The organism is Mycobacterium sp. E2479, assembly GCF_001667925.1.
Lineage (GTDB): Bacteria > Actinomycetota > Actinomycetes > Mycobacteriales > Mycobacteriaceae > Mycobacterium.
Genome location: NZ_LZJR01000025.1, coordinates 1 through 26568 on the forward strand (window position 1 = coordinate 1; position 26568 = coordinate 26568).

Annotated in this window: 24 protein-coding genes; 13 read left to right on the plus strand and 11 right to left on the minus strand. The window is 66.8% G+C overall.

Annotation, left to right across the window (positions count from 1 at the left end; translation table 11 throughout):
* A partial coding sequence (locus A5686_RS02890; protein WP_197520460.1) for an HNH endonuclease signature motif containing protein occupies positions 1-360 on the plus strand: 360 nt, incomplete at its 5' end.
* A 137-nt stretch (positions 361-497) separates the two neighbouring features.
* Here A5686_RS02890 and A5686_RS02895 read toward each other — a convergent pair.
* From A5686_RS02895 to A5686_RS02915, 5 genes are all read right to left on the minus strand, one after another.
* Positions 498-1826 (minus strand): SRPBCC family protein, encoded by a 1329-nt coding sequence (locus A5686_RS02895; protein ID WP_067930791.1) that lies wholly within the window; start codon positions 1824-1826, stop codon positions 498-500.
* 10 nt (positions 1827-1836) lie between these two features.
* A complete protein-coding gene (locus A5686_RS02900) occupies positions 1837-3597 on the minus strand; it encodes an amidohydrolase family protein (RefSeq protein ID WP_067930792.1) in 1761 nt (586 codons plus the stop codon).
* A gap of 129 nt (positions 3598-3726) precedes the next feature.
* The gene (locus tag A5686_RS02905) at positions 3727-4863 is read right to left on the minus strand and encodes a phosphotransferase (RefSeq protein ID WP_369829665.1); all 1137 of its coding nucleotides are present in this window, start codon (positions 4861-4863) and stop codon (positions 3727-3729) included.
* Positions 4864-5079: 216 nt separating this feature from the next.
* A complete protein-coding gene (locus A5686_RS02910; protein WP_082947447.1) occupies positions 5080-5523 on the minus strand; it encodes an ATP-binding protein in 444 nt (147 codons plus the stop codon).
* Positions 5524-5582: 59 nt separating this feature from the next.
* Positions 5583-5960, minus strand: a complete 378-nt coding sequence (locus tag A5686_RS02915) for an STAS domain-containing protein (RefSeq protein ID WP_067930796.1) — start codon at positions 5958-5960, stop codon at positions 5583-5585.
* Positions 5961-6314: 354 nt separating this feature from the next.
* On the opposite strand from A5686_RS02915, the gene A5686_RS02920 reads away from it, so the two are divergent.
* The 3 genes from A5686_RS02920 to A5686_RS02930 all read left to right on the plus strand — a co-directional run bounded on the left by A5686_RS02920 (position 6315) and on the right by A5686_RS02930 (position 9061).
* Positions 6315-7466, plus strand: a complete 1152-nt coding sequence (locus A5686_RS02920; protein ID WP_369829666.1) for a catalase family peroxidase — start codon at positions 6315-6317, stop codon at positions 7464-7466.
* Positions 7463-8029 carry a cytochrome b gene (locus A5686_RS02925; RefSeq protein WP_067930802.1) on the plus strand — a complete coding sequence of 189 codons (567 nt, stop codon included), beginning with the start codon at positions 7463-7465 and terminating at the stop codon, positions 8027-8029. Before A5686_RS02920 ends, A5686_RS02925 begins: the two co-directional genes overlap by 4 nt.
* A 138-nt stretch (positions 8030-8167) precedes the next feature.
* Complete coding sequence (locus tag A5686_RS02930; RefSeq protein WP_067930889.1) at positions 8168-9061, plus strand: fructose bisphosphate aldolase; 894 nt, start codon at positions 8168-8170, stop codon at positions 9059-9061.
* A gap of 1 nt (position 9062) precedes the next feature.
* Here the strand turns inward: A5686_RS02930 and A5686_RS02935 are convergent, their stop codons facing one another.
* Positions 9063-10136: a DUF190 domain-containing protein gene (locus A5686_RS02935; protein WP_067930806.1), complete on the minus strand. Its 1074-nt coding sequence runs from the start codon at positions 10134-10136 to the stop codon at positions 9063-9065.
* Between the two features lie 358 nt (positions 10137-10494).
* Positions 10495-11091: a TetR/AcrR family transcriptional regulator gene (locus A5686_RS02940; protein WP_067930809.1), complete on the minus strand. Its 597-nt coding sequence runs from the start codon at positions 11089-11091 to the stop codon at positions 10495-10497.
* A 223-nt stretch (positions 11092-11314) separates the two neighbouring features.
* Here A5686_RS02940 and A5686_RS02945 point away from each other — a divergent pair, with 223 nt between their 5' ends.
* The 3 genes from A5686_RS02945 to A5686_RS02955 are packed head-to-tail and all read left to right on the plus strand — an operon-like array spanning position 11315 to position 15180.
* Positions 11315-13549, plus strand: coding sequence for an acyl-CoA dehydrogenase (locus tag A5686_RS02945; protein ID WP_067930812.1), 2235 nt, complete (start codon positions 11315-11317; stop codon positions 13547-13549).
* 8 nt (positions 13550-13557) lie between these two features.
* Complete coding sequence (locus A5686_RS02950) at positions 13558-14766, plus strand: thiolase family protein (RefSeq protein ID WP_067930815.1); 1209 nt, start codon at positions 13558-13560, stop codon at positions 14764-14766.
* Between the two features lie 3 nt (positions 14767-14769).
* A complete protein-coding gene (locus A5686_RS02955) occupies positions 14770-15180 on the plus strand; it encodes a Zn-ribbon domain-containing OB-fold protein (RefSeq protein WP_067930820.1) in 411 nt (136 codons plus the stop codon).
* Between the two features lies 1 nt (position 15181).
* Here A5686_RS02955 and A5686_RS02960 read toward each other — a convergent pair whose 3' ends face one another.
* Positions 15182-16159: a LacI family DNA-binding transcriptional regulator gene (locus A5686_RS02960; protein ID WP_067930823.1), complete on the minus strand. Its 978-nt coding sequence runs from the start codon at positions 16157-16159 to the stop codon at positions 15182-15184.
* Positions 16160-16453: 294 nt separating this feature from the next.
* On the opposite strand from A5686_RS02960, the gene A5686_RS02965 reads away from it, so the two are divergent.
* Genes A5686_RS02965 through A5686_RS02990 form a run of 6 tightly spaced genes read left to right on the plus strand, consistent with a single transcriptional unit; the run spans position 16454 to position 22752 of the window.
* The gene (locus tag A5686_RS02965; RefSeq protein ID WP_067930826.1) at positions 16454-17809 is read left to right on the plus strand and encodes an amidohydrolase family protein; all 1356 of its coding nucleotides are present in this window, start codon (positions 16454-16456) and stop codon (positions 17807-17809) included.
* Positions 17810-17811: 2 nt separating this feature from the next.
* Complete coding sequence (locus A5686_RS02970) at positions 17812-20145, plus strand: CoA transferase (protein ID WP_067930828.1); 2334 nt, start codon at positions 17812-17814, stop codon at positions 20143-20145.
* A gap of 1 nt (position 20146) precedes the next feature.
* Positions 20147-20488, plus strand: coding sequence for a hypothetical protein (locus A5686_RS02975; RefSeq protein WP_067930830.1), 342 nt, complete (start codon positions 20147-20149; stop codon positions 20486-20488).
* Positions 20489-20507: 19 nt separating this feature from the next.
* Positions 20508-21674 (plus strand): thiolase family protein, encoded by a 1167-nt coding sequence (locus A5686_RS02980; RefSeq protein ID WP_067930833.1) that lies wholly within the window; start codon positions 20508-20510, stop codon positions 21672-21674.
* Positions 21671-22105, plus strand: coding sequence for a Zn-ribbon domain-containing OB-fold protein (locus A5686_RS02985; RefSeq protein ID WP_067930836.1), 435 nt, complete (start codon positions 21671-21673; stop codon positions 22103-22105). Before A5686_RS02980 ends, A5686_RS02985 begins: the two co-directional genes overlap by 4 nt.
* The gene (locus A5686_RS02990) at positions 22102-22752 is read left to right on the plus strand and encodes a PadR family transcriptional regulator (protein ID WP_067930838.1); all 651 of its coding nucleotides are present in this window, start codon (positions 22102-22104) and stop codon (positions 22750-22752) included. Before A5686_RS02985 ends, A5686_RS02990 begins: the two co-directional genes overlap by 4 nt.
* On the opposite strand, the gene fadD1 is transcribed toward A5686_RS02990, so the two are convergent.
* The 3 genes from fadD1 to A5686_RS03005 form a co-directional block, all read right to left on the minus strand.
* Positions 22691-24433, minus strand: coding sequence for a fatty-acid--CoA ligase FadD1 (gene fadD1, locus A5686_RS02995; protein WP_067930840.1), 1743 nt, complete (start codon positions 24431-24433; stop codon positions 22691-22693). The two genes, A5686_RS02990 and fadD1, sit on opposite strands and share 62 nt — an antisense overlap.
* A gap of 434 nt (positions 24434-24867) precedes the next feature.
* On the minus strand, positions 24868-25638 hold the full coding sequence (locus tag A5686_RS03000) for an SDR family NAD(P)-dependent oxidoreductase (RefSeq protein WP_067930843.1): 771 nt from the start codon (positions 25636-25638) through the stop codon (positions 24868-24870).
* 57 nt (positions 25639-25695) lie between these two features.
* Positions 25696-26526, minus strand: coding sequence for an alpha/beta fold hydrolase (locus A5686_RS03005; RefSeq protein WP_067930846.1), 831 nt, complete (start codon positions 26524-26526; stop codon positions 25696-25698).
* Positions 26527-26568: the final 42 nt, after the last annotated feature.

Sequence of the window (26568 nt, forward strand, 5' to 3'; positions counted from 1 at the left end):
CGCGCACTCGAGTATCGCGACCGCAGCTGTGTGGTGCCCGGCTGTGGCGCCACCCGCGGTCTGCACGCCCATCACCTCGAGCATTGGGAAGACGGCGGCCCAACGGAATTGGCCAACCTGGTGCTGCTCTGCCCATATCATCACCGATTGCATCATCGTGGTGTCATCACGATTACCGGACCCGTCGGCGCACTCCTCGTCAGCGACGACGTCGGCCGACCACTGAGCCCGGGGTCACTGGCGCGCCCACCAACCAAACCCCTGCCGGCGGTGGCGCCCTGCCCGGGGCCCACCGGCGAGCGCGCCGACTGGTGGTGGTACACACCCTTCCAACCCCAACCACCGCCGACCAACAACTGATGTCGTTACCAAGACCGGCCGCTGCCGGCAATGCCTTGAAGCTCAAACACGCGGGGGCATAAGAGGGTTCGTTCGCGCTATCCGGCTGGCGACCGCGTCGTGGACATCGCGGCCGGCGACCCGCTACCCCGAGACCCTCAGCAACACCCGCCGCCGGTCATGCGCTCGGACTCGGGCAGGTCGAGGTAGCGCTCCAGGTTGCGGTGCATGTTGATCACGCGCCGCTCCTCGCCGGAGAGCACCAGGTGGGTGAAACCTGGTTGGTGCAGCCCGCGCTGCAAGCCTGCGAGCAGCTGGATGTCCTGGGTAAGCACCAGGCCCGGTTCGGCCTCCCCGGCGGTCGTTCGCATATCCGTCGGCTTGTTGTGCGGCGCACCGGGTGGCATCCGCATCATCAGAAACATGACCATCTCGCCGTGATCGGGATCCGGTCCGGGCCGCGAGCACATGATCGTCAGGTGGTCGGCGTTGGTCAGAAACGTCATGTTCGGGAACACGTTGTACTGGTGCAGCCGGGTGATGCGATCGGTATCGGCCCAGGCGAGATCGACGCCGCGCTCGGCCGCGAATGCCCTTGTGCGCGTGGCGATTAGGTCCTGAACGGTCTGGCCGGACTCCCGCGCCTGGAACGGCGTGCCTTCGGCGACGCCCATCAGCGCGCCCTGGGTCTCAACGTAAGCATTCCAGACCTCTTCGTCGCTCAGCGCGCCGTCAAAGCGTGGGCTTTGCACACCGTACGGCTGATCGGATTTCCCGGTGTGGCCCCAAATCTGTTGCGGCGCATGAATATCGTCGACACAGCGCAGCAGTTCGGGATGCAGGGTCTGGATATGGTACGTCTCGCTGTACCCGTCGGCGATGGTTTTCCAATTGGCGTCGACCTCGACGGTCAGCGTGGCGTAGCAGCGGAAATCCTCCAGGTGGCACCAGGCGATGTCGTCGGGCACCGCCTCCAGGTATTCGGACAACGAGACCGCGCCCGGGTCGAGGTTGACGAAGACGAGCCCGGCCCAGGTCTCGACGCGGGCCGATATCAATGGAAAATCGGACATCCGCAACGCGCCGAAGCCCTTGCGGTCGGGCACCCGTTTGAGAGCGCCGCCCAGGTCCCAGGTCCAACCGTGATAGCCGCATTTGAGTTCGCGCAGAGCCGAACCGGATCCGGTGCACAGCGAATTGCCGCGATGCCGGCAGACGTTCTGGAACGCGCGCAGCGTCCCGTTGTCGTCACGAACGATCAGCACCCCATACGGGCCGCACCGGTACTCGAAGTAGTCGCCGGCCGCGGCGACGTGGTCCACCATGCAAGCCAGTTGCCAGACCCGCGGCCACATCCGTTGCGCCTCGAGCGCGGCGAATGCGGGGGAGTAGTAGCGCTCGGCGGGCACCAGCGTCGGGCCTTCCGGCGGGGTGCCGATGGCATCCTCGTCTCGGGTTCGCGCCGGATTGCCGGCCTTCGTGGCCATCGAGGAGTTCTTAACGCGCTCCGCGGACCAGTTGCCCGGGCCGGGCGCCGGTGTCGACGTCGTTGCGCCGCGTCACCGTTCCGCTGACGATGGTCGCCGCATAGCCGCTGGCGCCCTGCAGGATTCGGTTGCCACCCGCGGGCAGGTCGAATGCCATCACCGCCGGGTGCAGGGTCAGAGCATCCATGTCGATGACGTTGAGGTCGGCCTTCTTGCCCGGCTCGATGGTGCCGCGGTCGGTCAGGCCGAACAGGTGAGCGGTGTCGCGAGATTGCTTGCGGATCACATACTCCAGCGACAGTTTCTCGCCCCGGTGCCGGTCCCGCGCCCAGTGGGTGAGCAGGAACGTCGGATACGAGGCGTCGCAGATCATCCCGCAGTGGGCGCCGCCGTCGGACAGTCCGAGCACGCCGGCGGGGTGCAACATCATCTCGCGGATCGCGTCGTGATTGCCGTCGGCGTAGTTGAACAGCGGCAGCATCAGCATGGACGTCGCATTGGACTCCAGCATGAGGTCGTACAGCGTGGACAACGGATCCTCGCCGCGAGCCTTGGCGATGGCCGCGACGGTGCGGTCCGGCGTGGGCTCGTAGTCCGGCGGATTGCCGAGCGCGTACAGCCTTCCCAGCGAGTGCTGCACCAGTGCGAACATCCCATCGAACAACAGCGTGGGGTCGGGCGGCAGGTCGTCCTCGGAGAGGATCGCCGCCTTCACGGCGGGGTCGGCCAACCGGTGCGCGAGCTCGTCGCGGCTGGACTCGGCCTTCAGCCGGCGATAGGTGGGCCGATGACTGAAACCGTGATGCCCCTGGAAGCCGATCATCATGCCGAACGGACGAGCCGCGATCTGCGGGTACAGTCGGGCGCCCGCGGCGTGCGCGTCCGCCGAAAGGTCCAGCATCTCGCGCCACAATTTCGGATCGGCATCCACCTGGATGAGCGCGAAGGACACCGGGCGGTCGATCTCGCCACTGAGCCGACGCATCCAGGCCAGTTCTTTCTTTGGCCCGATGATGTCCTCGCCCGCCGCCCCTTGGGGGGCCAGCTCGAACACCGCCTGACCGCCGGCGGCCATGGCGCGGCCGAGGCCGAACAGTTCCTCCTCGGCGGCGAACGTGCCGGGAACCGGTTCGCCGTCCATAGCGCGGTGGCCCATCGTGCGCGAGGTGGAAAACCCGAGCGCCCCGGCCTCGATCGCCTCGCGAACCAGCCGGCCCATCGCCTCGATGTCGTCGGGGGTGGCCGGTTCGTTGCGGGCGCCGCGCTCGCCCATGGCGTAGGCGCGGATCGCGCCGTGCGCGACCTGGCTGCCCACGTCGACGGCGTAGTTGTGCTTCCCGATCGCATCGAGGTACTCGGGGTACGTTTCCCAGCCCCAGGTGATGCCCTCGGTCAGCGCGGTGCCGGGGATGTCCTCAACGCCCTCCATCAACTCGATCAGCCACTGTTCGCTGCCGGGCCGCACGGGGGCGAAGCCGACGCCGCAGTTGCCGGTCACGATCGTGGTCACACCGTGGCCGCTGGACGGCTCGAGCAGGCTGTCCCAGCTCACCTGGCCGTCGTAGTGGGTATGGATGTCGACGAAGCCGGGGGCCACCACATGGCCTGTCGCATCGATGGTTTCGGCCGCCTCCCCGCTCATCGCGGGGCCGTCGGCGGAGCGGCGGAGGATGTCGGCGATCTTGCCGTCCTTGATGCCGATGTCGGCCTGATAGCGTTCCGCGCCCGTGCCGTCGACGACCGTTCCACCGATGATCTTCAGGTCGAACATGAGACTCCTCTTCGCCGCCGTGGGCTGTCTCCGGAGGGCTGAGCACTGAGACGCGCAGCATTTCGATACGGTACGTAGCGTAACTCTTGGCGCGACGATGGCAATAGCCTCAGCCGAATTGGTTCGGTCCTACAGCGAGCGCTTCAGGGCGGCGACGGTCTCCAGATCGTCGAGCGCAGCGACTCCGCGTCGCACGCCTTCCATCGCGATGTTCTCCGCCTGCATTCCGCCCATGCCCGCGGTGATCAAGGGGGCGACGTACGCGTACAGCGCGCCCTGGCGAAACCGCAGCCACAGGTCGTCGCGGTCCAACTCGGGGCCGCCGGCCGCGATCAGTGCCCGCCGGTAGGCGTCGAGAAGTTCGCGCTGGTTGGTCCGCCGATCCTCCGGCGTCAGGCTGGTGATCAGGGTATAGGCCAATTCGCGCGACGGGTGTCCCCGGCGCACCGCCTGCCAGTCCAGCAGCCCGGCCTTGCCGCCCTGGAAGTAGATGTTTCCCGGGTGGGCATCACCGTGCATGACGGTGTGCGGCGGAGTGTCGATGAGTGCGGCGACGGCCCGGTAGTTGTCGGCGATGAAGCCGCCGTCGGCGACCGGAATACTGGTGCGCTCGGCGAGACGCTTGATCGAGGAGTGCATGAGCGAACCGGTCAACAACGAAGTGGCATCGCCGGACGGCGTGTACAGCCAGCCCATCGGGCCGCGCCCGTCGCGCGGCAGCCGGCCCCAAAAGGTGGCGTGCAGGTCGGCCAGCAGTTCGATGACCAGGCTGGCCTGATCGGCCGACAACGGATGCAAGGTGTCCGGGAACTCACACGACTCGGCCGGCAGGTCCTCCAGGACCAGCAGATAGCGGCCGGTCCAGGCGTCGAACGCCGCGCCGTGGCAGTAGGGGACGCCGACGACCTGCGGCGCGAGGTCGCGGTAGAACCGCACCTCGGTGTGTCCCAGACGTCCGAGTTCGCCGATCAGCCGGGTGGCCGCGCTCTGCGCCGCGACCTTGACGAACACCGAATCGGGCACGTTCTTGCCGGTCAGCACCAGCCGGCCCCGCGAGGAGGTCCCCGCGTCCCAGCTCAGGACGCGGACCGACCGAACCCTAGTTCCCATCACCCGGGACAGGACCGCGGGGTCGATGCCTTCGATCGTCCGCGGCAGACCGAATCGAGGACCCACTACCGCGTCGGTGGCCACCCGGCCCGCACCGCGGCCGAGGTGGGCGGCCAGACCCAGGATAGAAAAGGCTTGCGCCAGCGAAGTCTTCATGGCCATCCATCCTGACTTGCGGGCCGGCCGCGGCGCCGCGCGCTTCACACCGGCGGCTCGGTTGCATGCCGGCGATGGTACGGGCCGCGATGTGCGGCTTGGGTGTCGGACGCGAGCAGAGTGCGCCTTGCCCGTTTCAGCGATGAATCCCATTGCAGCACAAGGCCAACTGGGCATCGACGAATCTTCCGGCGGGCACCGGCGGGGCAGTGCTGATCAAGCCTTACAGGTGGGACGCGCCAGGCCGGTCCACGTCAACGTGACACGGGTGCCCTGCTGGGTGCGGTCGATGATGACGTCGTCGGCGAGCGCTTCCATCAGCGGGATGCCGCGGCCGCGCATCTGCTGTTGATATAGCCGCGGCTTTTTCTGTCGCCACCGACCGCGGTCGTCGACCGAGACCGACAGGGTGTCCGAATCGCCGTCGTAGGCTGCCCGGACGGCGACCGTCCCGCGCTTTGCGGCGTCGACGTAGGCGAACTCCGCGGCATTGGCGATCGCCTCGTTCACCGCCAGCAGCAGATCACTGAAGCGGTCGTCGTCGAGCGAGAAATAACGTTCCAGCCACACCGCGAACTCGGCGCGGGTCCGGGCGGCGCTGCGCGCGTCGGAGGCTACTCGCGTCCGGACGAAGCGCGATCGGTCATCGACATTGGACACGTTCTGCGGCTGGCCGGAGCGGCCCATCGTCCCCAGTTGCGTCGTCACTGCGTCGAGGCTCACTCACCAGCGATACCGCTCAGCGCAGCGTCAAGGCTGCTGTAGAGCGAGAGGACGCTGTCGATTCCCATCAGTTTGATCGGCCGGCTGGTGGCCGAGCCGTTGGCGACCACCGCGAACTTGGTTGGCGGCTCGATCTCCGCCTGCGCGGTCACCAGGACGGTCATCCCCGCCGAGGCCAGAAAACCGACCTTGGACAGATCGACGATCAGTGCTGCGGGCTTGGTGGCCACCGCGGTCTGAATCGCATCGGCCAGCAGCGGCGAGCTGAGCATGTCGACTTCGCCCGAGACGGTGAGCACAACCGCCTGATCTACCTGGTGTTTGCCCACTTCAAAAGCGGTTGGATCGACAAAATCGCCGGATTGTTCACCCATGCTCTATCACTCACATTCGGTCCCGTGCGGGACACCGCTAGCTTTAACCGCCACTGCCATATCCGGGGGCTGTGGATTCAACCCCTCGGGAACACGCTTGCCTACCGAGGAGACGCACCCCGTCGATCTGCGCTACTAAATGGAGAACGGTTACAAGTGTTTAGTTAATGGTAGGCCACGCGGTGTACCACGCTCAAAACGCTGAACCATTTCGGGCGCCCCGACGTAGTCCGGATGTGCGCGACGGGTCACGCAAAAGTTGCACGGGCCGCTGGCCCGTGCGTGAACTGCTGTCACCGGCTTCGTCTCCTCGTTGTGTGGCCTGGCCTGCGCAAACGGTAAGGGCGGTGGGCTGTGGGGCCCGGTGATCGCGCCAGCGGGCAATACGCGGGCGAGCCGCCCGGCGGCCCCCCTGGGACCGCGCCGACCGGGTCGCAATTCGGTGCGCTGAATCGCCGGCGTGCGCTACTGGGCATGGGCGCGGTAGCCGGAGTCGCCGCGGCCGACGTGGGCGGCTTCGGGTACGCCGGCGGCTGGTTGCGCCCCGGCGCTCTGACGCCGCCCCGGTTCGCGGATCGTTTCGAACACGTCTACGGCCGCCATGACGGATTCCGGCGAAACCATGCCAAGGGGCTGAGCGCCACCGGGACGTTCGTCAGCAACGGGGCGGCGGCGGCGGTCTGCCGGGCCGCGGTCTTCGGGCGCGGCAGCGTTCCCGTGATCGGCCGGTTCTCGCTGTCCGGTGGGCTGCCCGACCAGGCCGACAAGCTCGACACCGTCCGCGGGCTGGGCTTGCTGTTCGACGGGCCCATGGGCCAGCAGTGGCGCACCGCGATGGTCAACATCCCAGTCTTTCCGGACAGCACGCCTCAGGGTTTCTACGACCGGTTGCTCGCATCCAAAACGGTCCCGGACACGGGCAAGCCCGACCCGCAACAGATGGCCGCCTTCCTGCGGCGTCATCCGGAGACCGCGGCGGCCATGCGCTTGATCAAGCAGGCACCGCCGAGCACGGGGTTCGCCGACAGCGCGTTTCACGCGTTGAACGCCTTCCACGTCACCAACGCCGCCGGCGCGACGGTGCCGGTGCGCTGGTCGGCGATTCCCCAGCAAGGCGTTGACGTGGCGGTCCCGCCATCCGGGCCGCCGGCCAAGGATTACCTGTTCGACGCCCTCATCCATGCGCTGGCACACACGCCGTTGAACTGGCGGCTGGTCCTCACCATCGGCGAGCCGGGCGACGCGACCAATGACGCCACCAAACCCTGGCCCGCGGAGCGGCGCACCATCGATGCCGGCACCATCACCATCTCTGCGGTCCAGACGGAAGACGCCGGAAACGCCCGCGACGTCAACTTCGACCCGCTGGTGCTACCAGACGGCATAGCCGCCTCCGACGACCCGCTGCTCGCTGCGCGATCCGCCGTTTATGCCCGCTCGTTCACGCGCCGCGCCGAGGAGCCCAAAACAGCCAGCGCGGTCGACGTCGAGGCGGTCCTCCGATGACGCTTGCGACCGCCCCGGCCGGATTCACCCTGCCGTCGCGCATTCTGCACTGGCTGATGGCGCCGATGGTCATCGCGCAATTGCTCATCGGCGTGACCATGATCGCCGCGCTGACTTACTACCCGCTCCTGCTGGCGATCCATCGGCCGCTGGGGCTGCTGATTCTCGTGTTCGCGCTGGTCCGGCTGGCGAACCGGCTCAGGCACCGGCCACCGGCTTTCCTGGCCACCATGAGCCCGGCCGAACGCCGCATCGCGACGTGGTCGGAATACCTGCTCTACGGCCTGTTGCTGGTGCAGCCGGTGACGGGGTGGGCCATGATTTCTGCTTCGCGATTCCCGCTCACGCTGCTCGGGCCCGTCGCGCTACCCCGCATCGCGCCCCGCAACATCGACTTTTTCGCGGTGCTCCGGGAGTGTCACAGCGCCTTCGCGCTGCTGCTCTTCCTCGCGTTTACCGCGCACGTGACGGCGGTACTCTTCCACACGCTCGTATTGCGTGACCGCCTCCTCGACCGCATGGCGCTCTGGCGCACCAAAGCTCGCCAGCCAGACCGGCGCTGAGGAAGAAATCGCAGTCTGACGGCCTGTCTGCCCGGGCTCGAGGTGGCCGAATATGATCGGCACGATTCAGACTTGAGTGCGCGGGCATTGGCCGGGCGCGCGGTGCCCGTGAGGGCCATGAGGAACCGGGAGAGTTCAATGTCGAACCAGCAGCAAGCGGAACGGATGACGTCGGGGAAGGGATTCATCGCGGCGCTCGACCAGAGCGGCGGTTCGACCCCCAAGGCGCTGCGCCTCTACGGCATCGAGGACAACGCATACTCCTCCGAGGAGGAGATGTTCGACCTCATCCACCAGATGCGCTCGCGGATCATCACGTCTCCGGCGTTCACCGGTGACCGCGTGCTGGCCGCGATTCTGTTCGAGCAGACGATGGATCGTGACATCGCGGGCAAGCCGTCGACCACCTACCTGTGGGAGACCAAGGGCGTGGTGCCCTTCCTCAAGATCGACAAGGGTCTGGCGGAGGCGTCCGACGACGTCCAGCTGATGAAGCCGATCCCGGGACTCGATGAGCTGCTGGACCGGGCCGCCGGGCTGGGTGTCTTCGGCACCAAGGAGCGGTCGGTGATCGGCGGCGCCAACCCCAAGGGCATCGCGGCCGTCGTCGCCCAGCAGTTCGAGCTGGCCCACCAGGTGCTCTCGCACGGCCTGGTGCCCATCATCGAACCCGAGGTCACCATCTCGATCTCGGACAAGGCCGAGGCCGAGGGCATCCTGCGCGACGAGATCACCAAGCAGCTCGACTCCGTGCCCGAGGGCCAGCGCGTCATGCTCAAGCTGAGCCTGCCCACCGAGGTCAATTTCTACCGTCCCCTCATCGAGCACCCGAAGGTGATGCGGGTGGTTGCCCTTTCCGGTGGCTACTCCCGTGAGGAAGCCAACGAGTTGTTGGCGAAGAACACCGGTTTGATCGCCAGCTTCAGCCGGGCTCTGACCGAGGGCCTCACCGTCGACCAGTCCGACGAGCAGTTCAACGCCACCCTGGACCAGGCGATCCAGTCGATCTACGACGCCTCCGTCGCCGGCTGATCTAGTAACGGTGCCGGGCCATGCGCGGCGGCCCGGGATCGCCTTCGTCAGAGACCAGAGCGGGCACCATTTCACTGGTCACCAGGCCCTCGTGTTGGGTCGATTCGTCGATGATGGCAAAGGATTCGGCGATGTTGGCCGGCGTGTCGATCACGATGGTGACGACGGGCACCCGGCGCGTCAGCGAGAACAGTCCGTCACCGTGGGGCGGGTGGTCGCCGTGAAAACCCCAGACGCCGCGTAGCACAGTCGCACCGTCGGCGGTCTTGGTCTGCCGCAGCCGCTGCACAATCGCGCGGTGGATCGGCACACCGCGATGGTGTGCCGACTCGGACGTGTAGATCGTCACTTGCTGGAAAAGCGGCAGGCCGCGCTCGTCGACGCCGGGCAGAGCGTGCGGCCGCTCCAGGAACCGGCCGTCGCGCTTGCACACCTGAACCCGTTCGAGGGTGAACAGGGGCCTGCGCAGCAGTTCGCCGATATCCGGTAGCACGCGACCGATCCGTTCACCGGATCCGACCACGACGATCATCATCGGGACGTCGGCGTTGCGTCCAAAAAAGCTGGCGCGCTGGCGTTCTCCGTGCGCGACGCCGTCGACGCCGAGCAGCACCGTGGCGCCGGCAAGGCCGCGCCGGTGCATCAAATCGCACAGGGCGATGTAGGCGGGTGAGCCGTTGACGCGTTGCTTGCGCCCAACGTAGATCGTCAACTTGACGGCGCCGCTCAGATCCTGGGCCTGCGTCGCCGCCCCGATGTTTTCGTGGAGCAGCCGAGCGCGTTCCAGGGTCACCAAACCGCGCTGCTTGATGGTCAGCACCGGGTCGAGCAGGGCCTCGATCTTCCTTCTCGTGTCCACCGCGATGATCGCGACCGGGGGATCCTCGGACAGCGTCAGGGACTCGTCGGTACGCAGATGGTGACCGGTGCCGAACCCGCCGATGCCGCGTAGCAGGACACCGCAAGCGATCCGATGCTGTGCGTACAAGCCGAGCAGAACATCGGAGACAAAGCTGTTCCCGGTCCGCCTGCGCTCTGCCAAATAGGTGGTGAGCTTCAGGCAATCGTCGTCCATCGCCGCTCCCGTCGCCTTGTCGGCGAGCCTACTCCGCTCGCAGACATCAAGCGCCGCAGCGGTGTTCGACGCGGGCCGAATCTGCGCAGCTGTTCGGTCGACACCCCGTACCGGTCCTGGTAGGCGCTCCCCGGCTCGCGTACCGCCGCGGCGGCCAGCCCCGGGTCCGACCTGGTGTACCGGTTGCGCCCCCCGTCCGAGGGGTGAGAGGCGAGGAAATGGCCCAACTTCTGCCCGGCGTCGGCGCGCGGCCCGCGGTCGAATCGCCATAGATGCGGCTTCACCGAGGTCGAAACCGAAATCCGCGAATTAGCCACGCCGGCAAGCTCATCGATACGCTGCGGATGAACCGTGACCGTCAGGTCCCGGTGAGGGCTTCGACGATGAGCCGGGTGGTCCGTTCGGCGCGCCGTCGTGAATATGGTTGCGCTCCGGACAGAATCGGGTAGACCACGCCGCCGACGATCGCGTCCGCCGCCGATTCGGCGATGGCCTCGTTGATGCCGTCGGCCAGCAGCCGGGCCCGCACGCTGCCGTGCAGCGGGGCACTGAATCCGGCGCGCAGTTTGACGGCGGTGTCCTCATGTTCCATGCAGGCGACGGTCAGCGTTCGAAGCATGGCCGAACCCCGCGGCGTCGTCAGGCTTGCGAACAGTTTGCCGACCCACCCGACCAGGTCGGTGCTGAGGTCGCCGCTGTGGTTGACCGATGCGAGCAGCTTGTCGGCATCTTCCAGCATGACGTCGGCGACCAGCGCGGGGCGGGTTGGCCACCAGCGGTAGATGGTCTGCTTGCCCACACCGGCGCGGGCGGCGACGGCCTCGATGGTCAGCCCGTCGAAGCCGCGCTCGAGGAGCAGTTCCCGGGTGGCGGTGACGATCGCCGTGCGGGACTTTTCGCTGCGCCTCCTGGGCGAACCCGCTTGCGCGTTCACGCCGCTCAGATCGGTTGGCATCCGTGGTCCTCGCTTCCGCGAACTCAGATCGAAAGCCGGTGATCGTGTGCGCTTTACATATCCTGACTCGCGCCGGTAGTCTTCCGCAAGACGAGACGGTCCGTCTTGTGACGCGGCAGTCGCAAGCGACGGCCCCAAGGGCCGGGCGCGGCGGGTCGCCGCCATCGGACGCGAAAGGATGACAGCTCGTGCGGCCAGCGCCAGTCATCTCTCGGCTGCCCTCGTGACCCTGGGACTGAGCCCGGAGCAGCAGGAGCTCAGCGACGCCGTGGCGCAATTCGCAGCCCGCAACGCTCCGATCGCCGCCACGCGCAACAGCTTCGACGACCTTGGGGCCGGACGAATACCCCCATGGTGGGATGCATTCGTCGCCAATGGCTTTCATGCGGTGCATCTGCCCGAAGATCTCGGCGGCCAGGGTGGACGGCCTATCGATGCCGCATGCGTCCTTGAATCGGCCGGCAAGTCACTACTGCCGGGACCGCTGTTGGCGACGGTGGCCGCCGGCGCGGTCGCTTTACTCGCCGATCCGACGCCGGGCGCACGGGCATTCCTGCGTGAACTCGCGTCCGGCATCACCTCGGCGGTCGTGTTACCCGACGACGATGACGGCGCCGGCCTGCGGGCACGAACCGAGGACGGGCACTGGCTGATCAGTGGCACGTCACAGGTCACCCCGGGGGTGTGCGCGGCGCGGGTCATCGTGGTGGGAGCCCGGACCCAGGACTCCGAAGTCATCTGGGCTCTCGTCGACCGCGAAAATCCCACGGCCACAGTCGAAGCCATCGCCGGCACCGACCTCGTCGCCGACGCCGGGACGCTTCGCCTCGGCGACTGCCGGGCGGGCGACGACGACGTGCTCAGCGGCATCGACGCGGAGCGCGCCCGCTGTGTGGTCGCCGGGTTCGTCGCCAGCATGACCGCCGGCATCGTCCAGTGGTGTGTGCAGGCCGTCACCGCGCACCTGCGCATCCGCGAGCAATTCGGCAAGGTGATCGGCACCTTCCAGGCGCTGCAGCACAGCGCGGCAATGCTATTGGTCAACAGCGAACTGGCCACCGCGGCCGCCTGGGACGCGGTACGCGCCGCGGACGAACCACTCGACCAGCACCGAATCGCCGCCGCCGGCGCGGCTGTCATCGCGATCTCGCCGATCCCGGACCTGGTGCTCGACGCCCTGACGATGCTCGGCGCCATCGGCTTCACCTGGGAACACGACGTGCACCTGTACTGGCGGCGGGCGATCAGCCTGGCGGGATCCATAGGTCCGGCGAATCGCTGGGCGCGACGGCTGGGGCGGCTCACGTGCACCCAGACGCGCGACATGTCGGTCGATCTCGGCGACGCGGAATCGGAATTCCGCTCGTGGGTGGCCGAGACGCTGGATGCGGCCATGCAGTTACGCAACGACAAACCCGCACCGCACGGCGATTACGAGCACCTCGCCACCGGGCCGCAACGCACGTTGATCGCCGACGCCGGTCTCATGGCGCCGCACTGGCCGGCGCCGTGGGGTGTCGATGCGGATCCGTTGAAACAGCTCATCATCGACGAGGAGTTCGCCAAGCGACCCGGGCTGGTTCGGCCATCGTTGAACATCGCCGAATGGATCCTGCCCTCGGTGTTGGCGGCCGCGCCAAAAGAACTGCAGGAGCGGTTGATTCCGGCGACGCAACGCGGCGACATCCTGTGGTGCCAGCTGTTCAGTGAGCCGGGAGCGGGCTCCGACCTCGCGTCGCTGACCACCCGGGCCACCAAGGTCGATGGCGGCTGGCGGATCAACGGCCACAAGATTTGGACGTCGCTGGCGCAGTACGCCGACCTGGGTGCGCTTCTCGCGCGCACCGACCCCGAAGCCAGCAGGCACCGCGGCATCGGGTATTTCATCCTCGACATGCGATCTCCCGGGGTTCAGATCCAACCGATCAAGACCGCGACCGGGCAGGCGCACTTCAACGAAGTCTTCCTCGACGACGTCTTTGTTCCCGACGAGATGCTGCTGGGCGGGCCGACCGATGGTTGGGGCCTCGCCATCGCCACGATGGCCGAGGAGCGTTCGGCCATCAGCGGATACGTGAAGTTCGACCGGGCGGTCGCGCTGCGGCGGCTCGCCGCTGAGGCCGGACCCGATCGTGACGACGCGTTGCGCGCGCTCGGCGAACTCGACGCCTACACCAACGCGATCAGAGCGCTCGGGGTGCGGGAAACCATCCGACTGCTCGACGGCCAGGCGTCCGGTCCGGCGTCCAGCATCGCCAAGGTCGCGATGAACGTGTTGCTGCGGCGCACCTTCCAGGCGACGCTGCAGTTGACCGGGCAAGTCGCGATGGTCGACGACCCCGACGCTGCGGTCGTGGAGCCCTATTTGCATCTGCCGGCCGAGTTGATCGGCGGTGGAACGAGAGAGATCCAGTTGAACATCATCGCACAGATGATTCTCGGCCTACCCCGAAAGTAAGGCACGGCATGGGATTACGTGGCGAAGCCGCAATCGTTGGATACGTCGAGCTGCCGCCGGAGCGGCTCAACAACGCCGCGCCCGCGCCGTTCGTCCTCGAACAATGGGCGGAACTGGGCGCCGCCGCGCTCGATGATGCGGGTCTGCCGGGCGACGTCGTCAACGGGATCGCCGCGTCACACTTGGCCGAGTCTGAGATCTTCGTCCCCTCGACGATCGCCGAATACCTCGGTGTCGGTGCGCGCTTCGCCGAGCATGTGGATCTGGGGGGTGCCAGCGCCGCCGCCATGGTGTGGCGCGCCGCCGCGGCCATCGAATTGGGGATCTGCGACGCCGTCCTGTGCGCGCTGCCCGCGCGTTACATCACGCCGATGTCCAGTAAGAAGCCCAAAGCCTATGGCGACGCATTGTATTTCGGCTCGTCGAGTAACCAATACGGCTCTCCCCAAGCGGAATTCGAGATCCCCTACGGCAACCTCGGCCAGAACGGGCCATACGGTCAGGTGGCGCAGCGCTACGCCGCTGTTTATGGCTACGACGAGCGCGCGATGGCCAAGATCGTCGTCGACCAGCGGGTGAATGCCAACCATACCGACGGCGCGATCTGGAGGTACAAGTCGCTAGGCGTCGACGACGTGCTGGCCAGCCCGGTGATCGCGGACCCGCTGCACATGCTGGAGATCGTCATGCCCTGCGTCGGCGGCGCGGCCGTCGTCGTCGCAAGCGCGGACGTCGCCAAGCGGTCGCGCAATCGTCCGGTGTGGATCAAGGGATTCGGCGAACACGTCCCGTTCAAGACCCCGACGTATGCCGAGGATCTGCTCAACACCCCGATCGCCGCAGCGGCGGACACCGCGTTCGCCATGACCGATCTGACCCGTCAACAGATGGACATGGTCTCCATCTATGACTGCTATACCATCACCGTCCTGCTATCGCTGGAAGACGCCGGCTTCTGCGAGAAAGGCAAGGGCATGGAATTCGTCGCCAACCACGACATGACCTTCCGCGGTGACTTCCCGCTCAACACGGCCGGCGGGCAATTGGGCTTCGGGCAAGCGGGTTTGGCCGGCGGCATGCATCACGTGTGCGATGCCGCTCGCCAGATCATGGGCCGCGCGGGTGCCGCGCAGGTCGCCGACTGTAACCGGGCTTTCGTGTCCGGCAACGGCGGCATCCTGTCCGAGCAGACCACGCTGATTCTGCAGGGGGACTGACAGATGAAGTTCGAACGGCCGATGCCGGTGAAAACGCCTACCAGCGCACCGTTTTGGGATGCACTGAGCGAGCATCGCATCGTCATCCAATACTCGCCGTCGCTGCAGGCCTACGTGTTCTACCCACGGGTGCGCGCGCCCCGGACCCTGGCCGACGACCTGGAGTGGCGCGAGATCTCCGGAACGGGCACGCTGTACTCCTACACGGTGGCCCACCGGCCGGTCAGCCCGCACTTCGCCGATGCCGTGCCCCAGTTGCTCGCCATCGTCGAATGGGACGAAGGCCCAAGGTTTTCCACCGAGATGGTTAACGTCCACCCATCCCGCCTCAAGGTGGGGATGCGGGTGAAGCCCGTGTTTTGCGACTACCCGGAGCACGAGGTCACGCTGCTTCGCTACGAGCCCGCTGACTGAACTAGGTCGACGACCGCACCACCAGATTGGCGATGTCGGTCAGCTCGGGAGACGCCTGCGCGGGGTGACCGAGCCGCTCGAAGACTTCGGCAAGCGCGGCGTCGGCGACTGCGCAGGGATCGAATTGCACGGTAGTCAATGGCGGTGTGCTTACCATGCCCATCGGGCTGGCGTCGACGCCCATCACCGCGAGGTCGCCGGGGCACCGGAGCCGGGCCTGGTGAATGCCGTACAGGACAAGGCAGGCGATTTCGTCGCTTTGCGCGCACACGGCGGTCACCCCGTCGCCCACCCAGCCGGTCACCACCTCGGCGGCGTTGTCCAGGGTGACCTCGGCGACCCGCGGCGTCGGCAGCCGGCGCAACCGCGCCGCGCGCGAAATCCCCTCGAACCAGTAGTCGCCCAGCGGCCGCCATCGGGGAATTCCGGTGTAGGCGAACGCGATTCGGCGATGCCCACGCTCGATGAGGTGATCGACACGCATCTCGCCCACCGACAGATGTGGATCCTTGAGCGCGGGCAATGTTCCGATCTCGATATGGGGGATGCCCGCCGTGGTCACCGCTTGGCGGGCGGCGGCGCTCAACGGGAACAGGCTGGTGATTGCGACGGGGTCGAGATTCTCGATCGCATCGACCACGTGCTGGTCGTCGTCGGTCTCGAAAATCTGTACTTGCAGAAAGCCCTCGCGGGCCAGCGCGGTGGTCATCCGGCTGCCGGCCTGCATCGGCATCTCGCCGACGGCCACATGGGGCACCACGTAGAGCACCACACCGCTTTTGCCGCGAGCCAGGTTACGGGCGGCGAGGTTGGGCCGGTAACCCAAGAGCTTTGCCGCGCGGTACACCGCGTCCCGGGTTCCCGGGGAGATGCGGCGGCCCTGCGCGTTGTTCAGCACATAACTGACCGTGGCGGTCGACACCCCGGCCAATCGGGCCACGTCGGCGGTGGTCGGACGCGCGGCTTTATTGATGCTCAACTTCCGCTACCTTCCGGGCCCGGTCATGCCCCATGGTGGCACGCAATAGTGATTGGTATCGAGACATATCGCGCCGAGAGTTCGCACCAGGCGCGATCAGTTTGACTAATAGTCCGTATATACATGCCGCCCGAGAGATCCGTTTTGGCGCGGCGATGGATCTGCGCGGGGCCTGCGCGATTGTGTCCCAGCGTATTAACGGTCGAGTGCCGTCGCCGATGCGCGGGGGCCTGGTTGACACTGTGATGCGTACCATTATCTACTAGTCGCGGACTGTCGACCGAGGAGCGCGGCATGCACAAGGACGATCTGATCCTGATCAGCGTGGACGATCACATCGCCGAGCCCGCCGACATGTTCGACGCACACGTTCCCGCCGCATATAAGGACCGCGCCCCCCGGGTGGTGCTCGAGCCCGACGGCGTCCAGCAGTGGTACTACGGCGAGATCCGCGGACGCAACATGGGCCTGAATGCGGTCGCGGGAAAACCGCGCGAGATGTATAACATCGACGCCTCACGCTATGACGAGATGCGGCCGGGCTGCTTCAACGTGGACGAGCGGGTGCGGGACATGAACGCCGGTGGCCAGTTGGCGGGGTTGAACTTCCCGAACTTCACCGGGTTCTCAGGTCAGGTACTCAACCAGGGCTCCGACCGCGAGACGAACCTGGTGATGATCAAGGCCTACAACGATTGGCATGTCGACGAATGGTGTGGCGCGTACCCGGGCCGATTCATCCCGTGCGGCATCCTGCCGTTGTTCGACGTGGCCGAGGCCGCCAAGGAAGTGAAACGACTCGCCGACAAGGGCTGTCACGCCGTCACGTTCTCCGAAAATCCAGAGGCCTTGGCGATGCCCAGCATTCACACCAAGTACTGGTACCCGCTCTTCGAGGCCGTCTGCGAAAGCAACACGGTGCTGTGCACCCATGTCGGATCGGCGTCGCGGTCTCCGCAGGTGTCGACTGATGCGCCGCCCAGTGTGCAGATGACCGCCTCGTCGATGATGAGCATGTTCACGTTCACCGAGCTCATTTGGGCCCAGTTCTGGGCCGACTTTCCGCAATTGAAGTTCTCGCTGACCGAGGGTGACGTCGGCTGGATCCCGTACTTCCTCTGGCGGGCCGAGCACGTCTACAACCGGCACTCGGGCTGGACGCTGGCGACCTTCCCGCCCGGCTACGACGGGCCCACCGATGTATTCAAGCGGCACTTCTACACCTGCTTCATCAGCGACAAAGTCGGTGTGCGAAACATGAATTGGTTCAACGAGGACATGCTGTGCTGGGAGTCCGACTTCCCGCACTCCGACAGCAACTGGCCCTTCGCACCGGAGGACATCGTCGCCACCATGGGCCACCTCGACGACTCGGTCATCGACAAGATCACACATCGAAATGCCATGGCCGCATACTCATTCGACCCGTTCCAGCACATCCCGAAGGAGCAAGCACGGGCCGGTTACCTGCGCGCGCAGGCCACCGACGTCGACGTGGTCACCCATGTCGGCCGCAAGGCCAGTCAGCGCGACCGTGACGCGTGGACGCGGATGACGCAGTTCGCCCTGCAAGCACAGGTCTTGGCGCAGTCGCCGGGAACGGTTGAGGCGTCCGGTATCGCGGGCCGCGCCACCACTCTGGGCAACTGAGCGTGGCAGCCGAGGCGCCCTTCGCAGACTGGCGCGTGCTGGAGTTGTGCAACGGCCTGGCGGCGTCATACTGCGGCAAGATGTTCGCCGACGCCGGTGCCGACGTGGTCAAAGTCGAGTCCTCCCTAGGAGACGCGGTGCGCGGCTGGTCGGCCGGCGGACCGCCCGGCGCGTTGTTCGGCTATCTGGCTGCGGGTAAGAAGTCCGTCGTGAATCATGGTCAGGCCGAAATCAGCTCGCTGCTGGCCGGCGCCGACCTGATAGTCACCGACCTCACCGACGGATGGACGCTCGATGCCATCACGGCACACACCGCCGGGTCGGCCGTCGTGGTTGCCGTCACGCCATTTGGCACCACCGGTCCCTACGTCGAAAATCAGGTTGTTGCCAACGAATTCATCCTCCAAGCGTTGTGCGGATCGATCGCCGGCCGCGGTTGGCCGGACGACGAGCCCGTCCAGGCGGGCGGCCGGCTCGGCGAATGGCTGGCAGGTACGTTCGCGGCCGCGGTGGCTGCCGCGACAGCCCGGCATGCCGCCCGAAGCGGTCGCGGCGAGGTCATCGACGTCTCGACATACGAGGCCATGGCGGTCGCCATGGGCGGCCTGTCCGCCATGTCGGCCAGCGTGCTCGGCGCCGATTCGCTGCTGCACGAGCGTAGTTTGGAGCTGCCGTCGATCGTCCCGACGGCCGACGGTATGGTCGGCTTCTGCACCATCACCGCACAACAGTTTCAGGATTTTCTGGTGATGATCGACCGCGCCGATCTGGTTGACGACGCCGAATTGGCATCTTTCGCCGGGCGGGTCGAGCGCCGCGACGAGTTCCTGGGCATGGTCACCGAATGGACCGGCTGCCGGACGACCCAGGAGATCGTCGATCTCGCCGTGGCCTTCCGGATTCCGGTGGCCCCCATCGCGACTCCGGAGATGCTCCCCAAGATCGACCACTTCGTCGAACGCGGGGTGTTCGTCGAATCGCCGGCTGGGGTGCTGGCGCCGCGGGTGCCGTATCGCAGCGACGCGATAAAGACCGGGGTGCCGGCCGAAGCGCCGCAACTCGGTGCCGATAACGGGCGCGTGCGATGGCCCGCGCGTCCCGAGTCGCCGCACGCTGACAGCGCCGACGCACTGCCGTTGTCCGGCGTCCGGGTCACCGACTTCACCGCCTTCTGGGCCGGCCCGGTCGCCACCCAACTTTTGGGCGCCCTTGGCGCGGACGTCATCAAGATCGAGGGCGTGCGCCGCCCTGACGGCATGAGGTTCTCCGCCGGTCGCCCGCTCGACTGGGACCAATGGTGGGAATGGGGCCCGGTGTTCTTGTGCAGCAACAACAACAAGCGCGGCGTCAGCATCGAACTGGGTATCGATGCCGGACGAAAGCTCGCGCTCGAGCTCATCGCCGCGAGTGATCTCGTCATCGAGAACTTCTCCCCTCGAGTGATGGCGAACTTCGGCCTGGAATGGGATGCGGTGCGTTCGGCCAACCCGCGCGCGATCATGGTGCGGATGCCCGCATTCGGCCTCGATGGCCCCTGGCGTGATCGGGTCGGCTTCGCCCAGACGATGGAACAGGCAACCGGCATGGCGTGGATGACCGGACACGCCGACGGCCCCCCGGTGATCCCGCGCGGTGTGTGCGACCCGATCGCCGGCCTGCACGCCGCCTTCGCCGCAGTCGCGGCGCTGGTGATCCGCGACCGCGGGGGCAGCGGAATGCAGGTGGAGTCGACGATGGTCGAGGCCGCGTTGAACGTGGCGGCCGAAATGCTGGTCGAGTATTCCCGCAACGGAATTACGATGCGCCGCAGTGGGAACCGCGGTCCGGGGGCGTGCCCCCAAGGGGTCTACCGTTGCCGCGGTGAGAACGAGTGGGTCGCGCTGGCCGCGATTGATGACGTCGCCCGCGCATCGCTGGCCGGCCTTCTCGGGCAACCCGGGCTGCACGAAACCGGCTGGGCGGAGCGGGCGGACGACGTCGACAAACTGATCGGCGCCTGGGCCGCAGGGCAGTCGGTGGCCGAGGCCGTCGATGCGCTGCGAACCGCCGGGGTGGCCGCCGCGCGCGTCACACCGGCCGCGGCGCTGCTGACCGATCCGCAGCTGCAAGACCGCGGCTTCTGGGAGACGGTCGACCATCCCGTTGCGGGCTCCTTTCTGTGCACCGGAATGCCTTTCGCATTCCTCGGCAGGCCGCGGCGCTGGATCCGGCGGATACCGCCGCTTTACGGCCAACACACGGAGGAAGTGCTGACCGAGGTCCTGGGGCACAGCCGGGCCGACCTTTCCGCGTTGCGGGAATCCGGAACTGTCAGCGCCCGGCCGGCGGGTTTGTGACATGGCGGTCAGCCTGTGCGTGCCGCCCCGGGCCGGAGAGCTGTGTGCGCCAGTGCGGTTTTTGCTGCGCCAGGACTCCGTGGTGATGGAGTTGACCGCCCGCCACCGCATCACCAGCGTCGAATGGGACGACGACGAGCGCGCGGTCGCGATGGTCGTCGAGATCACCGATCCACAGACGGCACGGCCGGTGGACGTGCGCATCGATGTCGTGGGAACCGGTTCGGTGGCCGGCGTTGGAAAGGGTGACGCGCGCGCCACGACGATAGGCACCATCACCCGCGACGGGCGTCGATACGAAGTCCGCGGCACGTATTTGGGTGTCGTCGCGGACGAAAATTGAAGGGCTGGAACGGAATGGGATGTCAGTGACGGCGGCGAAGCGCACCGCGGCGATCGTCGGAGTACACAACACCCGGCAGGGGCGCCGCCTGGAGGGCGAAACCTCGCGCGGCCTGGCGATCAAGGCGATCTTGGGCGCACTCGATGATGCGGGCCTGACTCTCGACGACGTCGACGGCATCAGCGCCAGCCCGCAGTCGACGTCGTTGGTCTACGACCTGCGTATCGGACCGGCCTGGCAGGGCCTGGCCTTCGGTGTCGGCATGATCACCGAAGCGGTCACCGCCATCGAGCACGGCATGGCCGACGTGGTGGTGTTGGTCGCGGCCCAGGCCGGCGAGTACCGGGACCACGAGGCCACCGCCCCCTGGACCCGGCCCGAAAACGAATTCGTCGCTCCCTGGGGCATGTTCACCGCCGCTGAGTTCGCGCTCATCGCTCGGCGGCACATGCATGTCTACGGCACGACGCGCGAACAACTTTCGATGGTGGCAGCGACCATCCGCAACAACGGCTCCCGCAATCCCGAAGCCGTCTATTACGACCGGGGGCCGTTCGGCCCGGACGACATCACCGCGTCGCGGCCCGTCGCCGATCCGTTCCATCTCTTGGATTGCGCCACCACCTCCGAAGGAGGGTGCGCCCTCGTCGTCGCGAACGTCGATGCAGTCGACGTTGCGGGCCGACCCATCTATGTGCTGGGCAGTGGGGCGGATTTCCACGGCCCGTCCTACCAGCACCCACCGGCATATGACCTTTCGGGCCGGCGCGGCGATCACGTCAACGGTGTGGTGGGTCGGCGCGCCGCGGAGTGCGCGTTCAACCACGCCGGGTTGCGCCGCGACGACGTCGACGTGCTAGAACTCTACGACCCGTTCTCGTTCGAAATCATCCGCCAACTCGAGGCTTTCGGCTTCTGCGGCGACGGCGAGGGCGGCCCGTTCGTCGCCGACGGCCACATCGCGATCGACGGCAGTCATCCGATCACCACCGACGGGGGAACCATGTCGTTCAGCCATGCGGGGGCCAATCCGCAAATGATGCAGAGGGCGATCCGCGCGGTGCAGCAGCTGCGCGGTCAGGCCGGCGGCCTGCAGGTCCCCGATGCCCATATCGCGTTGTGCAGCAACGGGGGAGCGGGGGCCCTGTTCACGACGGTCCTGATTCTGGGAGATGAACCACGGTGACTTCAGATCCGTTGCGGCCCCAGAACGGGCCTGTCCCGCACGCGAGCAGCCACGTCAGCGGCCCGTTCTGGGAAGGATGTCGATCACACGAGCTGCGCTACCAGCGTTGCGCGGCCTGCGGATCGGCGAACTTCCCGCCGACCGAGCATTGCCGGCAATGCCTTTCGGAGGACATCAGCTGGCGGCAGGGCAGCGGCCGCGGCGAGATCTACAGCTGGACAGTCGTTTATCGGCCGGTGACGGCGGAATTCGAATCGCCCTATGCCCCGGCGATCATCAACCTGGACGAGGGCTATCAGATGCTGACCAATGTAGTCGGCGTGACACCCGAAGACCTCGATATCGGTATGCGGGTGCGCGTTCAGTTCCACGGCGTCGGCCCCGGCGTGACCCTTCCGTACTTCACCTCCGCGGAAACGGACAGTTCGTGAACCCCAGAACCAGCAACGGCCTGCCGGTCACCGCCTACCTGGTCCTGGGCGTGCTGGCGGCCAACGACGAACAACTCACCGCCGGTGAAATCAAGATGCGCGCCGAACTGTCGGTCGGCCACTTCTACTGGTCACCGTCGGTCAGTCACGTGCGGCGGGAGCTGACCCGCCTGCTGGCGCGGGGCATGGTCAGCGAGACCGGCGCACAATCCGGCAAGCGAGCCATCACCTTGTACGAGACCACCGATACCGGCCTCGACGCGCTGCGCCGCTGGGTCCAGCACTTCCCGGGTCAGGACCGGGTGGTCATCAAACACCCCGTCATCCTCAAAACGTGGTTGGCCCGCGGCCAGGACCCCGAACATGTCCTCGACGTCCTGGACCGGCACCTCGACGCGACCCGGGCCCGGTTGGACGAGGCGCTGTGGTCGCGCCAGCGCTCGATCGATCTCGGCATCACCGATGACCCCGCGCAGCGCTACTCCTTCGCGGTATTGGACTATGCGATCCGCGGGCTGTACGCGGAGATCTCCAACATCTCGCAGCTGCGCGACGAGATCGCCGGCGGCACCACCCGAGACCCCGTCAAGCGGGTGCGGCGGTCGAAGGGTCAGATCCGGCGCCGGGTACCGAGGAGCCGCGCGTAGCTGCTGGTAGCGACCCGCTGCGCCCGGCTGTGCCGCCCTTGCGATCGCTACTAGCCGTTGGTAGCGACCCGCTGCGCCCGGCTGTGCCGCCCTTGCGATCGCTACTAGCCGTGTAAGCCGTCCCCCGAGGTTCGCGCTCCCACAACGTCTCTCCCGCCCCGACCTCGGTTCCCCGCGCGATCAACTCGCGCTTGAGTATCTTGTGCGTCGCGGTGCTGGGCAGGTCGGCCGCGATGCGGACGAAGCGCGGGCGGGCCTTGGGGGACAGGTCGGGTTGCGCGTCCAGGAACGCCGCGAATTCTTCCGGCGCGAGGCTGTGGTCGTCGTTGAGCACGATCGCGGCCATCACCTGATCACCGACGTGACCGTCCGGGACGGCGTAGACCGCGGCCCGGCTGATGGCGCTGTGGCGCAACAGAATTCGCTCGATCGGCGCCGCGGCCAGGTTCTCGCCGTCCACCCGCATCCAATCCGCCGTGCGTCCGGCCAGGTAGATCCAGCCGTCGGCGTCGCGGTAGGCCAGGTCGCCGGACCAGTACATGCCGTGGCGCAGACGCTCGGCGTTGGCGTCCGGGTCGTTGTAGTAGCCGGTGAAAAAACCCGAACCCGCCGTGTTGACCAACTCGCCGACCGCTTCGTCAGCGTTGACGAGCGCGCCGTCGGCGTCGAACCGGGCCACCGCACATTCGGTGACGGTGTCGCTGTTGTAGATCGAGATCCCATCCATACCCTTGCCGATCGAGCCCTTGGGGGTGCCTTCCTCGCGGATGACGATGACCGCATTCTCGGTGGAGCCGAAGCCGTCCTCGACCTGAACACCGAAGCGGCGGCCGAACTCGTCGATGTCCTTGTCGTTGGCCTCGTTACCGAAGGCCACCCGCAGGGGATTGTCGGCGTCATCGTCGCGTTCCGCGGTGGCGAGGACGTAGGCCAGCGGCTTCCCGACGTAGTTCATGTAGGTGGCGCCGTAGCGGCGGATGTCGTCGAGGAAACCGCTCGCCGAGAACTTGGCGGGCACCATGGCGGCACCGGAGCAGACCGCGGGCGCCCATCCGGCGACGACCGCGTTGGAGTGAAACAGCGGCATCGAGACGTAGCAGGTGTCGTGTTCGGTGAGGGCGAAGCGCTGAACCAGGTTGAGGCCGGCGACCGTCGCCATGAGGTGTGATACTTGCACAGCCTTGGGATTTCCGCTCGTCCCCGAGGTGAAGATCAAAATGAAGGGATCCATCGCGGTGACCTCGCGGTGAGGTTTCAGCTCCCCTGCGGCGCCGAGGAATTCGCTCCATTGCGGTGTCGAGGAGTCGAGGATCTGGGTCGGCCCGAGATCCAAGCCGTCCAGTAGCGGCCGATGTTCGGCGTCGGTGACGACAAACTGGCAGTCCGCGCGCCGGACGTCGGCGGCCAGCGCCGCACCGCGCCGCGTGGTGTTCAGGCCGCACAGGACGTATCCGCCGAGCCCGGCCGCCGCCATCTGGCTGACCATCTCGGGGGTGTTCCCCAGGAGGGCGCCGATGTGCATCGGCCGTTGTGGGTCGGCGGCGGCCAGCAGGGCGGCGGCCCGCGTCGTGGCGCCTGCCAGATACTCACGCCAAGTCCACTGCAGGTCACGGTATTTCACCGCGACTCCAGGATCCGATAAACGCTTGCGCAGCAGCGCTTGAATCGTGTCGTCAGCCATCCGTCGGATTCATCCTCATTTCACCGCGCCCTACGAGACGAGACGGTCCGTCTTATGCTACCGGGCGGCCGAGCTCCGACCTCGTGCCCGCCGACGAAACCGCGACCGCCCGGGCCGCGGCCGTACGCCGTGCACCCCTCGTGTTGTGGAAACTTCCCTCCTGTGTCACCCAGGATTCCCGATCGAGGACCGCGCGTATAGCCATCCTGTTCGCATTCAACCGCCATCATTGCCCCATGCTTTTTGAGTTGCACAGGTCGCTGATCCTGCTTCGGAACCGGGCGCGTGGATATCGGCGCGCGGTCTCACGGTCACGGTCGATCCGCATCCCCGGTCGCCGGCGTCGCGGCGGTCAGCCGGCCAAGTCGAAGGATAGCGATTAAAGCTGTTGTCGTTCAGTGTGATTGGCCATCATGGCCAAGGCCGTGGGCTGCCTATCCCCCCACCATCATCAGGCCGCCGTCCACCGCCAGTAGTTGACCGGTGATGAACCCTGACCCGGGTCCGGCCAGGAACGCCAGCATCGGACCGAGGTCGCGGGCGGGATCGCCCAAGGTGCCGCCGAGCGGGATCATCATTTGCATCTGCTGGTCGATCAGGGCCGCGGCGTCAGGTCCGAGGAAATCGCGCAGCCGGTCGGCACCCGGCGTCTGCACCGCGGGCGCAAGGGCGTTGACGGTGATGTTGTCGGAAGCCCAGGCCTTGGCGGCCGACCGCGTCCACGCCTGCACCGCTCCCTTGGTCGCGGCGTAGACGGCCGAGATCGGGCTGCCCATCACGGCTTCCGATGACCCGAAGTTGATGATGCGACCGCCCTTGGGTCGTTGGTCCTTCATCACCGCATAGGCAGCCTGGTTGGTGAGGATTGTCGCCTTGACGTTGGTGTCCAACAGGAACGAGATCTCGTCGGCGCCGATGTAGCCGGGAATCCCCGCTTGCCACAACCCCGCGGCGTTCACCAGCACATCGAGTCCACCGAGGCGTCGCGCTGCCTCACCAACCATCGCCGAGACGGCCTCGGCCTCGCGCACGTCGCACTGCAACCACTCGGCGGCGAGGCCGTCCGGTGGTGGTGTCTTGTGATGAGTCGCCGCGACCTTGGCTCCCGCCGCCGCGAGGACTCCGACGGCGGCAGCGCCGATGCCGGTGGCGCCGCCGGTGACCAGGATCCGCCTGTTAAGAAGGGGAGACGTCGAATCTGACATGGCCAGAACGCTACCGCGATCGGTGGGAACCGCCGCGGTAGCGTTGCGGGCGCTCGGTCAGGTGCGCACCGCGACAGTCGAGAGCAGATCGGCGAGGCGGTCGGGCTGATCGACCATGGAAAAGGTCCTGGCCCCTGAGATGACTTCAAGGCGGGCGTTGGGGATGGCCGCGGCCAGCCGCGGCCCGTCTTCCTGCTCGAAGAACAGGTCGTCGGCCGACCAGGCAATAAGCGCCGGCTTGTCGAAGTCGTGCAGCCGGGCCGCTACCGTCGTCGTCACCTCGGTGCGCATCGAAAGCGTGAACTGCCGCAGGTCCTCGGCGACCGCCGGAAGCGACAACGCCGGCCGCACCCAGAGTTTGGTGAGGTCATCGATGTTGCTATGTGCCAGGCCGTTGAACGCCCGTGCCCGCACGACCGGCGCGCGTACCGCCTGAATCGCGCTGCGGAACAACGTCTTCGACTTGGCGGCCAGGAGCAGCGGCCGCAGGATCGGCGGCGGGAAATGTTCGAACGCATCGCAACTCGTGAGCACGAGCGCACCCAGCCGCTCGCGATGGTGCACAGCCACCAGCTGGGTGACAACCCCGCCGGTGTCGTTGCCGACCAGCACCACGTCCTGCAGGTCGAGAGCGGCGAGCACCTCGGCGACCATGCCGGCCACACCGGTGATGGTCTTGTCGGCGCCGCGGCGCAGCGGCTCCGGATGCGCGCCCAAGGGCCAGGTCGGGGCGATGCAGCGCAAACCGCGAGCGGCCAGGCGTTCGCTGACCTGGCGCCACAACTGCCCGCCCATCATGTATCCGTGCACGAAGACCACCGGCCTGCCATCCACGGGTCCGGTTGCTTCGTAATGGATGGTTCCAGCACTAATGTCGATCGTCGACATAACAAACTCCTAATTCAGCGGTACACTTACAAACAGGCTGCC